At 54.6% G+C, this 13,066-nt stretch carries 9 protein-coding genes and 1 pseudogene; 3 read left to right on the forward strand and 7 right to left on the reverse strand.

All coding sequences use genetic code 11. The features are described from left to right. Positions 1-38: 38 nt before the first annotated feature. The 3 genes from C492_RS07580 to C492_RS07590 all read right to left on the reverse strand — a co-directional run bounded on the left by C492_RS07580 (position 39) and on the right by C492_RS07590 (position 6,287). Positions 39-3,827, reverse strand: a complete 3,789-nt coding sequence (locus C492_RS07580; RefSeq protein WP_152424821.1) for a helix-hairpin-helix domain-containing protein — start codon at positions 3,825-3,827, stop codon at positions 39-41. 250 nt (positions 3,828-4,077) lie between these two features. Next, a complete protein-coding gene (locus tag C492_RS07585; protein WP_152424822.1) occupies positions 4,078-4,911 on the reverse strand; it encodes a hypothetical protein in 834 nt (277 codons plus the stop codon). A gap of 929 nt (positions 4,912-5,840) precedes the next feature. Beyond that, positions 5,841-6,287 (reverse strand): hypothetical protein, encoded by a 447-nt coding sequence (locus tag C492_RS07590; protein ID WP_008422025.1) that lies wholly within the window; start codon positions 6,285-6,287, stop codon positions 5,841-5,843. A gap of 752 nt (positions 6,288-7,039) precedes the next feature. On the opposite strand from C492_RS07590, the gene C492_RS07595 reads away from it, so the two are divergent. Next, positions 7,040-8,017: a hypothetical protein gene (locus tag C492_RS07595; RefSeq protein WP_160166971.1), complete on the forward strand. Its 978-nt coding sequence runs from the start codon at positions 7,040-7,042 to the stop codon at positions 8,015-8,017. A 16-nt stretch (positions 8,018-8,033) separates the two neighbouring features. Here the strand turns inward: C492_RS07595 and C492_RS07600 are convergent, their stop codons facing one another. From C492_RS07600 to C492_RS07615, 4 genes are all read right to left on the reverse strand, one after another. Continuing rightward, positions 8,034-8,678, reverse strand: coding sequence for a hypothetical protein (locus C492_RS07600; protein WP_008422028.1), 645 nt, complete (start codon positions 8,676-8,678; stop codon positions 8,034-8,036). Positions 8,679-8,680: 2 nt separating this feature from the next. Continuing rightward, positions 8,681-9,583: a hypothetical protein gene (locus tag C492_RS07605; protein WP_152424825.1), complete on the reverse strand. Its 903-nt coding sequence runs from the start codon at positions 9,581-9,583 to the stop codon at positions 8,681-8,683. A gap of 72 nt (positions 9,584-9,655) precedes the next feature. After that, positions 9,656-10,330 carry an HNH endonuclease gene (locus tag C492_RS07610; protein ID WP_008422032.1) on the reverse strand — a complete coding sequence of 225 codons (675 nt, stop codon included), beginning with the start codon at positions 10,328-10,330 and terminating at the stop codon, positions 9,656-9,658. After that, positions 10,327-11,223, reverse strand: a complete 897-nt coding sequence (locus tag C492_RS07615; protein ID WP_008422033.1) for a hypothetical protein — start codon at positions 11,221-11,223, stop codon at positions 10,327-10,329. The genes C492_RS07610 and C492_RS07615 overlap by 4 nt, the downstream gene beginning before the upstream one ends. A gap of 595 nt (positions 11,224-11,818) precedes the next feature. On the opposite strand from C492_RS07615, the pseudogene C492_RS07625 reads away from it, so the two are divergent. Continuing rightward, positions 11,819-12,301, forward strand: a pseudogene (locus tag C492_RS07625) (transposase); the annotation flags it as partial. A 234-nt stretch (positions 12,302-12,535) separates the two neighbouring features. Then, the coding region (locus C492_RS22370; protein ID WP_169333437.1) for an IS1 family transposase at positions 12,536-13,066 on the forward strand (531 nt) is incomplete at its 3' end.

A 13,066-nucleotide genomic window follows, 5' to 3' on the forward strand; every position in this document is an offset into this window, starting at 1 on the left:
CGAGTTGCTGAACGACATCCCCCGTCCAGCCGGCGGTCTTAGTCGTCATCAACCCCCTCCACGATTTCGTTCGGTGAGTTAGCACTGGAAGCTGACTGGTCAGTGGAGTCAGTGGTGGCTCGCTCGCGAGCAGCATCGACCCACTTCTCTAGAAGCGTCGAGGCGATGGGCACCTCCTCCTCGAGGGTGGAAAGGTCGGCTGCTGCAAGATCCCCTATCGTTTCGATACCGACCTCACGAAGCGTACTGCCATAGGATTCTCCGATTCCAGTAATCGTAGTGAGGTCCTCGCTCTCATCCTCGTTTGTCCAGTCGTTCTTGATCGCTTTGTCCCCCCTCTCGTCCTCGTCACCTGTGTCTGTAGTCGCCGTCTCGGACGGGTTCTCTGTTTTAGAGGCTGCTTCAGCCTTGCCGGGAGTACTGTCGGCTATCCGGCTGGGTGACTGACCATCCCACTGAATTGCTGCAAGAGCCGACTCAAGCGGGACAGAGCCCTCACCTGCCTCTTCGGCCTCGTTCTCATCCGTTGCCTGATCAGTGCTTGCCTCGTCGTCGATCTGATCCGTTCGGTTGTCGGGGTTCTGGCTGTCCACTTCTTCGCTCTCCCTCTCGTTCGCCGCCTGGTGAGTGCGCTCCTCGTCGGATCCTGTGAAAACCCGATCAAAGGCAGCGGGATCACTCACATACGAGCGGATATACTGCTGGAACGCACCGTGCTTGTCGGGGTCGTAACTCAACAGTGCGTCCTCAAACGGTCCGGAAGACACCTCGAACGTGTACCACTCTTCCTCATCGCTGAAGCCGACGATTCCAGTCGAATAGCCTACATCGGCCTGTCCCGTCACCGCCTCGCTAGTGACGAAATTGTATTGGCTCTTGTTCAGGCCGAACGTGTCAGCGACCGTTCGATCAAGATCCTTCAAGCGGAAAAACTCGGTCGTCGTACATTGTCCTCTGATTGCATCTTTGTGTCCGGCTTCGTCCTCATCGCCGCTGATAAACTCGTCCGGACGGTGCGAGAGGAACCACAATCCAGCGTCGTAGTGTCGCCAGTGACGAGCGGCCTGTTGCAGCCACGGCAGCATCTCCTCGCTGTGTAAGAGGTAGTGGGCCTCGTCAATGAGGAAAATCGTCTCTTCGGGGGCACGCTTCACCATTTCGTAGACGTTGCGCAACAGGAGTTGGAGCATCGTTGATTTGTCTGCCGTCCCGAGCGCTTCGATCTGCTGCAAGTCCAGATAGTTGACCTCTCCCTCCTCGAGCGTTACCTCGCTCTGCCCGATCAAGTGCTGATACCGGCCATGCGTCTTGAACCCAACCAGTTTTCGGAGGAACTGCCGCACCTCCTGTTTGACCTCTTCCCCCTCGACAGTGTGGCCTGAAAGGGTGTACTCCGTCGGGTTCTCGAGCATCGTCGTCGTCTGCTCGATGAAATCGTCCATTGTTGGGCTCTCCCGACTGTGCGTTTCCGGCCGGCCAGGGTAGATCCCGGCTTCTCGGTAGGTCTCCGTGACGATCTCGCTAACCAAGTGTTTGAAATCATCCGGATCGCCACCTTGGGCTTTGACGATCGAGAGAACCCAACTCACCGCTGAGTCGCGGGCCATTCCGAACGGATCAACGTCTTTCGTTTCCATCACCGTCTCGGGGGTTTCCTGGATTAGCAGCGGATTGATCGTCGTGTTGCCGTCGACGACGATTCGGTTGCCGTTGACGGCCTCCGTGTGCTGATAAAATCCACCCATCGTATCCAAGAAGATCACCGTCCGATCCTCCTCGGCGAGCCACCAGCGAAGCGCTTGCTTTCCCGCGTGGTACGTCTTCCCAGACCCCGAGTCCGCCAGCGTGAGCTTGTGACCGGCCCCGCCTCTTGCAAACTGGCTTGCGATGATCTTCCGCCCGTGGTGCTGTGATCGGCCGTACTCGACCCCATCTTCGTCCTGAACGGTCGAACGCGCGAACGGAAACAGTGTACCGAGCGCCCCGTCAAGGACCATCGTATAGTGATCCTTCCAAGACAATTCGTTGTAATGGTCGCGTGCGCCCGGACCACCCGATTTAAATAATTCGTCGGCTCTCGATGATGAGATGGGTGTCAGTTCAGCTGGCGTGTCTTCGACCGCGTTTAGTACGCGTTCTTCGGCTTCTTCGAGCGCCCGCCGTTTCGCAACGTCGAGGGGAAGCGTCTCCGGGGATTCGTAGCCCTGCTCGATCTGTGTCTCCGCGAGATCAAGCGCCCGCTTCGATCCAACCCGAACCGTGAGATAGCCATTGAGTTCGAACGGTCGGACTGTCGTCTGCTTCAGCAGTTTGTACATCCCCTGATAGTAGTGGATGTCTTCGGTCATCACCGACGACTCGATATCGTGGACCTGCTGTCTGTCGCTGATATCGGCGTCAATATCCTGGATCTTCGGTTTGAGTCGGTCGATTGCATCAGCCTTCTCAACCGGGCGTGCGCGGAGTCGCAAGTCGAAATCAACCCCTGCGAGCGTTTGCAACGATTTGAGGAAATTCGCCGATGGGCGCTTACGCCAGCCCGTCAGCCAGTACGTGCGGGCGTACTGATCGCCGACCTCGACATAATCACCGTGAACGTCGAACGTCCCAGGGGAAAGAGCGTCCTGAAGGGGCGAAGACTCCACGTCACGGTCGCTCCCCGCCTCTGCATCCGAGAGGGGATGGAACAACCCTTCTCGAATCCGGGCGAGTGTGGACGTCTGCGATGCTGTCTCTGTGTCGTCGAACACCTCGTCGGCAGGTCCTGCCTCAGTGGGCGATTGGAGCAGCTGCCTGACGACGTTGTCTGTGGGTTCGAGGCCAGTCGCTCCGCCGTCACCCGCGACCTCGACCTCTTCGACGCCTGCAACTACATCGAGAGAAATCCGTTCATCAGATTCTTTATCGACGTTATCCGCTTCGAGAGTTGTCTCTACACTGGCGCGAGCCTGCTCATCGAGATGGGCGTCGACCGCTCCCGGTCGATGGCTGTCTAACTTCGCCTCTTCAGACTCATGGGCGTCCGATTCAGTGGATTCGATATCAGGCCATACCGCGAGGTTCGTCGTCTGCGATGCCGAGTCAGTAGTGAACTGTCGATGCTCGACACCAGCCCAGTATTTCGCAAGGAGAAGGGCGTGTTCGGCTGGATCAACTAATTCACCCGAACAGCCGCTCACCGAACCCGCGACCGCCTTCGCTGAAGCAACCCGATCGCGCAATCGCCGTCGCATCTGCTTGCGCTGGCGTGCGTCTGGGCCGCCCTCTCCGCCAAACGATAAGAACGAGCCACTGTCCGATTGAGAGCGCTCGTCGAAATCCCTCGGATCAACCTCGACAACGATATACGATCGCAGTTCGCGAGCATCCCACGTCTCATCTTCGGTCTCTTCGTAGCGTATGTAATCCTCGAGGAGATCACGAGCGATGATCCACTCGTCGCCACCGAATCGCTTGCTGTGGAGTTGTTCACGGTACTTGTTCGTGATCTCGTCGACATCGGTATCGAACGTTGTCACGAAGAAATCGAACGCCCCCTCCATCTCGCGGCGGATCGCGAACGTCAAATCCTGTACCATGTCGTTTGCATCCGAGCGAGACTGCCGCTCGGTATGGCGACCATCAACGCGCACAAGCGCGATGTAGCGTCCGTCCTCCATCTCGGCGAAGCCATTGGCGAAAATGCGCTTGAAACCGTGAATCGGCTCGATCGATGACTCAAGATGAGCCTTCGGATACTGCCAGTGGAGAGCAATCGACCGAAGGCCCGCACGAGCACGGTCGATCCCGGTGGTCTCCTCGTAATCCGTGCTGTAGGAGACAGCCATTCCGAGTACGGCTAGGGGGAGGCCGATAGCGGCTGTCACCCAAAAGAGGCCAGAACCACTGGTGAACGGTGAGGCGAAAATCCCAAAGAAAAATAGGACTCCACCGGGGGCACCGTAGAATACGTGTTTGAGCTTGTACCCTCGGACTTTGATCGACGAATCGATATATGGAAGCGCCAGCTGCGACGGGTCTCGGTCAGTCGTATCCGACTCAGTTGGTGATGATTGGGTTTCCATAGTGGTAGTGTTGTTATGAGTTGACTTTTCGATCGATCCGATCTTTCTCTATTTCACTGAATTTCCTGTTCTCGTGCAACGGAATGGGCTGCTTGCGGTTCTCCCGGCTGGAATCACCATACTGCGTGGACTCATCAGCGGGCTCGCTGGACCCGCCACTGCTCTTGCTGGGAGTGCTGTCACCACTCTGGCTAGATCCGCCGTTCCCACCCTTGCCCCTGGATCCGCTACTGGCCTCGCTCGATGCACTACTACTCCCGCTGGACCCACCGCCGGTGGCACCACCAGAACTACCGACAGGGAGCCGCTGTCCGGCTCTGTCGTGGAACTCCCGAGTGATGCGTTTCACCTCGCCCGGTGCTCGCTGCATTGCGCGCTCGGTTGGCTCCCGTCCAAGCTTGAGTGCGGCGGCGACTTGTGCCTTCTCCAACAGCTTCCAAGGAAGGTAGACGAGAGCAAATCCAATCCCAAAGATGATTAATACGATCGAACCAGCGGTCCCAGCGATCGATTCGCCAAGCGGCAAGTACACGAGGAATCGCAAGATAAGAGACTGGATGATCGACAGTGCGAGGAGGACCCCGAAAATATACAATCCGAAACTACCGTACGCACGTGCCTGTCCGTGAGACGCCCACGCTGCCCAGCTGAGCGGCCAAAACAATATGGAGAGGTATGTCAGCAAATGCATTGCGATGACAGCGATCAGTGCCGCGACGACAACGATACCTTTGAACACGAGCAGCCCAGCTAAAAGAAAGACACCAAGGCCGAATCGGACCGCACCTTCGGGGGTTACAAATTGCTCACCGTCGGGATAGATCTCCGCAGCTAACTCGGCAAACAAATGCAAAAGNCCATCAAGCCTGCAAAGGCAACACGTTTCCATCCTCGACGGCGTTTTTCGGCGCTCTCGTACGAGAACGAAATACCGAACTGCGCGATCAACCACATAACCGCGATGACGATCGGCCACGAAATTACCGCAAAGACCGTCTGCCACTGCTCGCTCTCAGGGTTGGTCCAACTCGAGGGATCCGTTGGCTCGCCCGGTGCCGGAACCTGAACAGCGATTGCGTGAATCGCATTGATCACAGCGATTAATTCATTCAACAGGGCCGAGGTGACATACACCACTCCAGAGTGGATCCACTCACCTGCTGACTGGCGCATCCCACTGGCACCGTCAGACATTACGTCCTCTGCGACCTGTGCTGAGTCATAGATGTCACCAACTCTTTCGGCTCCAGGGAGCTGCTCTTCAGCAAAATCCCGTCCTTGGCTAAGAGCTTCATCTCTAGCATTTTCGACTCCATCCATCGAGGGGGTGATTTCTCCACTCTCCTCCTGGGTCAGGGGTGGTGTTTCATTTTCAACATCTTCGCCATCTTCTTCTGCTGAATCATCGGTGAGAGTCTCATTCGAACTAACACCGAACCCATCATCAGAGACGTTGGGCTGACTATCGGCAGCTACCTCCTCGCCAAAATCGACCGTTACATTCGACTCCCCGCTAGGATCAGCTCTAAATCCATCGTGCTCAGTCTCGTTGTTGTCGTGCTCTNCCTCCTCGCCAAAATCGACCGTTACATTCGACTCCCCGCTAGGATCAGCTCTAAATCCATCGTGCTCAGTCTCGTTGTTGTCGTGCTCTTGGGCGTCAACAATTCCGATACCCACACCACCAAATAAAGGAACACACAGCAGTACAACGCCTAAAACCGCGACCAGTAACCATCTTCGATCGACTGGAAACTGGAGTCTCATGCCGGGCGGTCAGAAGACGAAGGGCATGATGACCAGTATTTCCCCACCCTGGAGGCAGCCGTCAATGTTGATCCCCAGGTAGTCAAGAATTGCGCCCATACTTCCCAGGAACAACCCTCCAAGGAGCGTGATGAACCCGTTGACTACCGTGTTGCGCTCGCCTCGACGACCACCGCCACGACCGGTCCCAAGGAAGCCGATCGCAACTTGGGCCAACCCGACTAGGATAAGAATCAGCGTCAACATCCCAAAACCGAGGAAAATCGCCTGTCCAAGCGCGCCCGCACAGGCGACATCGCCGGCTTCCTCGAGTGCCGACTGGGCAACAACTGGCTGAACCAGTAGCAACACCGCCGCAACGAATACCGTGATCTGAGCTGCTGCGGCACTCTGACAGCCCAGAACTCGATTCGCTGCTTGGATCACTTTTTCCAGGCCATTGTCATTCGGTACCATGCGAGAATTACTCTATCTAATTGCATAAATAATTTAGGCTATTTTCAAATGTTTTAATATTTTAATATGGCCTAGCAATTAATAAGGGTGTTCTGTATATGCATTAATTGACAAAACTATCTACAGTTCTTGATGTTTAGTTTCGGTATATTATTTGTTTCATCGTCCTATATGAGTAAAAATGGGGAAATATAAAACATATAGCAGAGGGAACTTGCTAGTGCCCTAAGAGGTGGTATCGTATGACAATCCCCAAGCTGGCTCGTCGAAAATTCCTAACAGGGATTGGGATCACAGCAGGTACAGCGGCGCTCGCTGGCTGTGGTGGACAAACCAACTCAGTGTCAGTCGGCGGNCGAAAATTCCTAACAGGGATTGGGATCACAGCAGGTACAGCGGCGCTCGCTGGCTGTGGTGGACAAACCAACTCAGTGTCAGTCGGCGGTGAAAATATCCCTACTGCACTCCCACCTGATCAGTATGCTCACCGGTTTTCGGAGGTGGTCAATCTCGTTGACGATTATGGTGCAGATCCCTCCGGAGACCAACCGATCGACGCCCCACTTAGGCAAGCTTGGGATAACGACCGGCTGATTGTGGTTCCGAAGGGAGAGTACAAAATGAATCGACCGTTTCGACGGACGAATACGTCGAACGTTGGGCTAATCGGTCAGAATGCGATTATCCGTCACGGTAGTGTCGAGGCGATCAATAGTCACTCAGTCAACCGTGGAGAGTATAGTGGAGGTACGATGATGTTCCGCATTGGGACCCCGACTAGCCCACATGGGGATCTCGTCTTTGGTGGATTCATTTTTGATTGGAGTTGGCACGAAAACGCCGGGATGCAGGGTCTCAACGCGTTTATCGACGGGGAAGTGGAAATCCGAAATATCCGATTTGAGGGGATCCACTCGTTGGGTACCCACGGCAATATGCGGGTTGCCACGGCTACATCAGACTCAGTCGCGCTCATCGAGTCCATCGATATGAGCGGTGGCGGGCTCCATTTCAGAGACACGATCAACACGCGCACAACCCGCCGCTACGGAGGGGATACGGATGAACTCGATTTCGGTCAATCTTGGTCTACGACCGGGATGACTGGTCATCCAAATCAACAGGGGACAACCATCTTCCGCAACGTGATTTCTGGGCCGTGGCCCGATAATGCGATCTACGTTCGCGGGGGAACCGGGCGAAAGATCGTCTCGAACTGTGTTGCGTGGAACGGCGGCGGCTGTCAGATTCGGACTAATGGAGGGAATGATTGGGAGCCGGTCGGATGGTTGGACGGTACCGAAGACAAGGAGGAAGCTCTCAATGGAGAGTATCCCGGCTCTGTTGTCGAAAACAGCCGTTGTATCGTTGAAAAGAAACCAGAAGGGGTCTACGTTACTCCGCGCGGGCTGTTGCTTCAGGATGGACCCCAAACTGTGCGCAACTGCGAAATTGAGATTGGATACGCTGAGGGAGGGGGAGCTGGTGGGACATATGGACTGGGCACTCGGGGCGAAGAAGGGGATGCCCCTGCTGGCCCAGCTGTGTTCGAGAATTGTACGATCACGCTCCATGAGCGAACTGATGCCGTCTATGTCTCCCCATATTCGAACACTATCGAGCTGCGCGATATCGATATTAACACAGTTGGTTGGGAAAGTGGACTGGATCGGCTCGTTGGAGGGCAAGGTGCCGATCGTCTCGAGAACGTCATCGTGAACACTGCCTAAGAGAGATGACCGTGAGTTAGCCAACAGCAACCGACGCAAGGATTTCCTCTGCTAACTGCGCGTAATCGTCATCATATATTGACCGCGAAATAATGATGGAAGTCCAGTACTGGTTACCATTCGCTTGCGCGATAAGTTCGTGAGCGAAGATGGGGTTGGTTTCGCTGTCGGTCATCTCGATGATGAAACGATGGCCCGCCTCACCACTCGAGAGTGTCACTGAGTCGTCTGCATGGATATTAACATCTGAGCGTGGCTCGAAGTTCTCACGGAAATTTCGGACTTCCAGCTCAAGATCGATGCGAACTTCTCCGATTTCGATCCAGATCCACACAGTCTCATCCTCATTGAGAATTTGAACGTAATCTTCGTTCGACGCATCAACCTTCCAGTTGACAGGATAGTCGACTTGGTAGGAGAGTTTCTCGTCCGTGTACTGCTTGAAGCGACCGACACCATTGCCTTCTTTGGTACTGGAGTCCTGTTGGTCGCTTTCAGAGTCATTATCGCCCGTCTCGTTCTCTGGTTCCTCAGATTGCTGGTCATCATCGCTTAGCCTAAGACATCCCGTAGTTCCGCTGAGGAATACAATACTCCCAGCGCCAAAAAAATCCCGCCGCGTTACGATATCGGCCTGGTCTGACGGGGAACTACGTTCCATTATTAATCATTATTATTACTGTTGCTATTGTTGTCGTCGTCTCCGCCGTTATCAGCTTGGTCAGGGACCTCGATCGTGTCTTCAATCCGATCGCCATCCTCTTCATCGGAAATTTCGCCGGCATAATACGCCCGAGCCCATTCACCTTCAATAGAGTATGACCTTTGCTCAACGTCGTTGTGATCCAAGATTGTAACGCGAAGCCCCTCTGTCTGTTCCTTGAATACACCCTCATATTCTTCAGACATTTCGTTTTGAAGAATATCATCATATGCGGTGTAGTGTTCAGCAAAATCAGTTATCTCAGCAAACACCTCACCACGATCTTCTGCATATGACCGATATTCAATATAAATAATCCCCTCCTCCATTCTTCCATCCGTGATTTCGTACCCCTCATTTATCAACATCTCTTGAAACGCCTTATGTGTGTTCTCTTCCCTCTCCTCTTCCGATATATCCTCCTCTGAACTACTATTGTCAAGGAACGATCTCTCGCCAAACCCATCGGTCCCAATGCCATCCGCATCATCTCCATCGTCCTCGTCATCGACAGCTGGTGAATTGTCACGCTCGACCCCAGTGTCATCCTCGGTCGACACATCAGAGCTGTCGCCGTTGTCAGCTAGCACTATGAACGGTGCGACACTGAGGCTTGCTATTACCGAAATCGTCACCAACAGTGCAACGAATGTCACCGCTGCTGGTTTCGCTCCCCCTCCAGGAGCGAACCCTGGCGTATCCCGCATCGCGAGTCGATCCGAAATCTGATTATAATTTGCGAAAACTGCATACGAGAGGATGAATGGCACCAATGGAAAGCAGACGAGGTACACCACGGACACAATGAGATTGCGCAGTGTCCGGCCCGGTATCATTCCTGGGATGAACGTTGTGAGTGTCATTGTCACTCTAGCGGTTCTATTATACTAGATACTTCTTAGCAATAAAATTTTCCCCGAATCTGAACCGACGAGCTACCGGATCCCTTGTAGATGGCCTCGCCAGATTGCCCATATCCCAATCAGAACCGGCGGCCATACTATTACGGCCAGCACCAGCAGTTCGGGACCCAACCCAAACCCCTGCACCATCAGCACTGTCAGTCCTGCTGCACCCAGTCCGAGTACCATCGTGGCGAACCGCGGCTTTAGAAGAAGGAATACTAACACCATTACTGTCGGGATGCCGATCCAGACCGCTTCGTCCTCGAGCGAGTCAAGCTGAGTGCCTTCCCCATAGGCTATCAAGCGAACAAACAGCCCAATCCATACCGACATGATAAGAGCGGCCAAAACCCCTCGCAGGCTCGCTCGTACCGATCCGATCGTATACACCTTCGGTCCGTCGCTGATCCAATCGTCCCCGAAGATATCGTGCTCGTGGCTGTTCTGGTGGCAGGGGTCGCATAATGTCTCGAGATTCGACAGTCGATTCAACCCGCCGTCTGCGTGCGCGACTATGTGGTGGGCGTGCAGCCGTTCGCCGTCGTCACCAGCGTGAGGCCCGCTCTTTCGCCCGCAGTTCTGGCATGTCCAGTCATCGCGTCTGTAGACGGTCTTGCGTCGAGCCTCCCAATCCGGTGGGTTCCGTCCCGAATAGTTCTCTGGGTCGTCGTAGCGGAGGCTGATCTGCGATTCGTACTGAGTCATTCGATTTCAGCGTCTACGAGCTGTGTCTCCTCGAAATACCACACATACGAATCGCGTGATAGCTCGCCCTCAAACTTGACCGTGAGGGTCGCGTGATGCTCTGTCTCGGGAAACGTCGCGACAACCAACGTTGCCTCGATCTTCTCGCCCGCCCACTCCGCAACCTCGTCCTCAGTGTAGCTCTCGTCAGGGAACGCAAATGGAAGGTACACGGTTACGGCACTCGTCGTCTCATCAACTCCAACGACTACATCATCGATCGCCGACACCATCCCATACCGGTCATCGTTAATCGGAATGAGTCTCGCTCCATTCGGTGTCGAACTGTCACGGTCCGGCGGACCTACTCGTGGGTTCGGGACGTTCTCGCCACCCACGCCCGATTCGAAGAGGATCCCCGGGGCGTTCCCCACGTTTTCGAGTTCGATCGCTGGTGCTGTCGATGAAGCTCCACGCAGGTCAGTGAACGGTCCTGAGCTGGGATCCTGTCCAACCTCCGTCTCTCCGAAAATAGCGATATCGGTGAGTTCGACAGCTGGCTCGAATGCAATCGATCGCTCGTGGCGTTCGTCATCGCCGTCTACGGCCACGAGCGTGTACTCGTCTCCCGGAATGTAGGTCGTTTGAACCTCACCGAAGTTGTGCTCGACGAGCGGAATCGAGACTCGACGCTGTCCCAATTCGAGGGATCTACCAGTGAATACATCGCCGTCGGGAGTCACAAGGCTGAGTTCTTCGATCTGCGATCCTTCGACGAACGTGACCTCAAGGTCCCAACTCGACGCCGTGATCGCTTCGAAGACACTCTCCTCGGACCCTGAACCGAGGCAGCCCGCCGCTCCTAAGCCGGCGAGTGAAGCACCTGAGGCGGTGAGCAACCGCCGCCGATACATGCTCCTACATATTATGTTATTCTACATAAGAGTTCGGCAGAGATAAAGCAACTAAGTCAGGCGAAGCTCAGATGAGGTTTTACAACATTGTAGCCTTGTAGAGGGTAGATGTTTTACATTCTTATCGTTATCGTTCCGGATCTACCGGTCGAATATACTCTGATTTGATTTTCTTACCCTCTCTCCACTGCCAGTAGTAGTACTGGTTTCCACTGATTTTCTTCGCAGTTAACGTCGCCCTTGATGGTGCATTGTCGCGAGCGAGNCCCTCTCTCCACTGCCAGTAGTAGTACTGGTTTCCACTGATTTTCTTCGCAGTTAACGTCGCCCTTGATGGTGCATTGTCGCGAGCGAGGTTATCAGGCTCATCGTCAATCTCCTGCTCCCCAAGTTCTGCTTCGAGCTGACGCTCTTTTTCGTCTGCCATCTCGGTAGCGATTTGAGCGATCTCTCGCAGCGTCTCTGGGGGCTGCTTTTCGAGGCTCTTGAGGATGTACATTGGCAGATCAGACATCTGTTGGTTAACTCGCCACGCTCTTATGTAGAGCTGCGGAATGCCCCGTAGTTACACTATAGTGGCTGATCTTGGAGAAATATGTCTCAGCCAGCTTTCGGAAAGATGCTGCAACAACTCGTTGGGCTTGGAGTAATTGAGTTGCGGACAGAGCCGCTCGATGCCCGCATCGAGCGGCGACTCAAAAAATTCTGGGAGCGTACTCCCTGTCCAGAATGCGGTGATCCAAGCATCCGAACGTGGCCTTCATCCGATCGGATCATTTGCCGAAGTTGCGGGTTCAAGCCGGTCTATACCTATGGAACGCCCTTTCACGAGAAGCACCTCACCGCTGGAGAGGTGCTTCTCGCGTTCATTCTCTATGCTGATACATTGTTGAGTATCTCGAAAATCGCGACACTGCTCGATCGAGCGTACAAAACCGTGTACTACGCCATTCGAGAGGTGGAAGCCGCGGTTCATCGAGGCTTCCCAGCTGTCTGGAACCAATTTCAACAGATAATCGATGGACCGGTACAAATCGACGAGTCAAGTAGCGTCTGCTCGGGGTACAAAGGCCAAGACNGGTTTGTGGTGGAGTCATTATCAAGCTATGGGCCGCTCTTCGGATTTCTCGAGACCGCCAACAACCACGTACTAGGACTACATACGTGACCGTTGGCGATCTTGTCGACCGAACGCGAGTAACCAACGCCGCCGCGAAGCTCCAGGACGACGCCACAAGGACGCTGATCTCGCTCTTATGTAGAGCTGCGGAATGCCCCGTAGTTACACTGTAGTGGCTGATCTTGGAGAAATATGTCTCAGCCAGCTTTCGGAAAGATGCTGCAACAACTCGTTGGGCTTGGAGTAATTGAATTGCGGACAGAGCCGCTCGATGCCCGCATCGAGCGGCGACTCAAGAAATTCTGGGAGCGTACTCCCTGTCCAGAATGCGGTGATCCAAGCATCCGAACGTGGCCTTCATCCGATCGGATTATTTGCCGAAGCTGTGGGTTCAAGCCGGTCTATACCTATGGAACGCCCTTTCACGAGAAGCACCTCTCCAGCGGGGAGGTGCTTCTCGCGTTCATTCTCTATGCTGATACACTGCTGAGCATCTCGAAAATCGCGACACTGCTCGACCGAGCGTACAAAACCGTGTACTACGCCATTCGAGAGGTGGAAGCCGCAGTTCATCGAGGCTTCCCAGCTGTCTGGAACCAATTTCAACAGATAATCGATGGACCGGTGCAAATTGACGAGTCAAGTAGCGTCTGCTCGGGGTACAAAGGCCAAGACCCGCCGCGGGACAGCCGTCACCGCGGCGGGTCGTCTCGGTCGGGACGC

Source organism: Natronococcus jeotgali DSM 18795, from assembly GCF_000337695.1.
In the GTDB taxonomy this organism is placed as follows: domain Archaea; phylum Halobacteriota; class Halobacteria; order Halobacteriales; family Natrialbaceae; genus Natronococcus; species Natronococcus jeotgali.